Genomic DNA, 2,318 nt, shown 5'->3' with positions numbered 1-2,318 from the left:
ACGAGTTTCTTGGCTTGAATACGGGTATATCGACTCCCGATTTCTACACCAAGGAACCTCACACCGTCTTTGCTGTGCGCGATATGTGATTTCGCCTGATTCACCGTCAGTTTCAGCTCTTTCTCCAGCACCTTGGTCGCTTGAGCAAGTGCATTTCTGCACCCGCTTTTCGACTGCGACAGAAGATTAGAATATCATCTGCATAACGAACAATTCGATGACCTCGATTCCGCATCTCCTGATCGAACGCATCCAGAATAGATATTCGCTATCAAGGGGCTTATTACGCCACCTTGCGGGCTTCCTATCTCGGTCTTCTGCCAATGCTCACCTACCATCACTCCGCTTTTCAGGAACTGACTTATCAGTGCCAGTACACTGCTATCCCTGACTCTCTCTCTAATACTTCTCAAGATAAGCTCATGATCAAGCTTGTCGAAGCATTTTGATAAGTCCATATCGACAACATGCTCCAATCCATAGCGGCGGATAAACATCGTCGATTTATTGATAGCATCATGACAACTTCGATGCGGTCTGTACCCAAAGCTCGATGGGTGAAACTGCTCTTCGAAGATCGGAGTTAGGAGGTCATTCAGAGTTTGTTGGACAACTCTATCCCGTACTGTTGGGATACCAAGTAGCCTGATACCTCCCCCCTCTTTCGGGATTTCAACCCGTCTCACTGGTTGAGGTTCATACTGCTTGTTTTGAAGTTCAGCGAGAAGTTGATCGAGATTATTACTCAGATTTGAGGCGAAGTCGCTCAGGCTCTGCCCATCTATTCCGGCCGCGCCTTTCGCTTTCCACACCTTTTTTAAATCCTTTATATAGTCGCTCTTTGTGGAGCAACTGCCCATACAGGCTGTAATAAACTCTCAACGTCTCACCTTGGACTGTGTGCTGTGTGGGGACAAAATGTGTTCTTTCGTGTTGGTCTGTTTCCCTCTGCTATTTAGCCTTCTAGCCTAATGGCAATATACTAAAGTGAGTCAGAGCTACTCCCATGTACGGTTTCTCGACCCAGTTTTCTGTCTCCACAGATCACCAGTCCGGAATACCCCGATAGCGAATCGGTTTGTGTACCACTAAAAAAAAACATCTGTTCATCACAGACTTAAAAAGTGTACTTCCTCCCTTCGCAACACTGACTGCTTTTGGCTGTTCAGTGCCCCATCAAACATAATGCTGATGATCAGCTCAGTTTTCTCCTCCACACCATTACTGGGCTTCACAGGCTGTGCCTTACTCACTACTACGGATTCATCTGCCACCTCGCACCAACATAAGTCTTGGTTTCACCTTAAGCGTATGTCTTCCGGCATATACCCGGATGTGGTGTCAGGCTTCCCCAGTTACTGCACTGACTCCCTGTTAACAATGCCATCCTCAAGCACAGCATAGGTCTGACTGAGTATTGGGCTTCGCGCTATTTCGGACGCTTACCCACCTACACTGCCGAAGCAGGTTCACTTGCGTTATGTACTGTTAACTTCCTATGGCTTCCTTCAGACCTTGCCGTTAGCCAACAACGCCCTTGCCAGTCGGGTTATCTTCCCCTCAGTCGGGGTGATTCAGGTTTCTCTCAACCTAACGGGTTTGCCAGCTTCGCTGGGCAAACGAAAAAAGCCTCGAAAAATCCGAGGCTTAACTGAGCTCACAAAGATTTTGATTAGATTGGGTTTTTAAAGCACAAGTCAATAGATGCACCTACCGCCTTAAGCACGTCACTGCGTGAAATAATCCCCACCAGTTTTCCACTATCAATCACTGGGTACACCTTAGGTTTTCCTACTTGCATCATTGACGCTAAATCTATGATCGAGGTTTCAGGGTGACTGAAAGCACGTCTTTGTACATACAGTCGCTGACAATATGCGTATCTTGGCAGTGGTAACTCACCTTGATCAACTTATCGAGTAAGTCTTGCTCCGATAAGAATCCTACCTCTTCTTGTTCATTAATTACCGGCCCACCCACATGCGCGGAGTGCAAAACTTTCAGTGCTGCAGACAATGACATACCTGGGGTAAATGTAACTGCTTGATGGTTCATATAATCTTTAACTTTTAATGACTGCATTTCTGGACTCCTTCCACACAACATCACTCTACCTGTTAAGTGTCGACCAAATTTGAGAATTTACTAAATTGTTTTTACCTATTTCAACAATAACCCCTATCTTTCATCAAACTTTGAAGACAAGTGAGTGCTACAAAACTTGGTGCCGTATATCTCAATGTGGTCTAAAGCGAAATCTGTTATTCTTGTACGCTGTTTATATCATGTTGAACCAAATATTTTCTTCCGCTAAAGAG

Annotated in this window: 2 pseudogenes; both read right to left on the bottom strand. The window is 45.4% G+C overall.

What is annotated here, in order from left to right:
• A pseudogene (ltrA, locus tag BCU07_RS23565) lies at positions 1-882 on the bottom strand (group II intron reverse transcriptase/maturase); the annotation flags it as partial.
• 790 nt (positions 883-1,672) lie between these two features.
• Positions 1,673-2,082: pseudogene (locus BCU07_RS23560) on the bottom strand (CBS domain-containing protein).
• Positions 2,083-2,318 lie beyond the last annotated feature (236 nt).

The sequence above is a fragment of the Vibrio sp. 10N.261.54.E10 genome (genome assembly GCF_002877735.2).
GTDB lineage: Bacteria > Pseudomonadota > Gammaproteobacteria > Enterobacterales > Vibrionaceae > Vibrio > Vibrio crassostreae_C.
The sequence above is the reverse complement of the archived record's forward strand: the minus strand, read 5'-3'. Positions and strand labels throughout refer to the sequence as shown.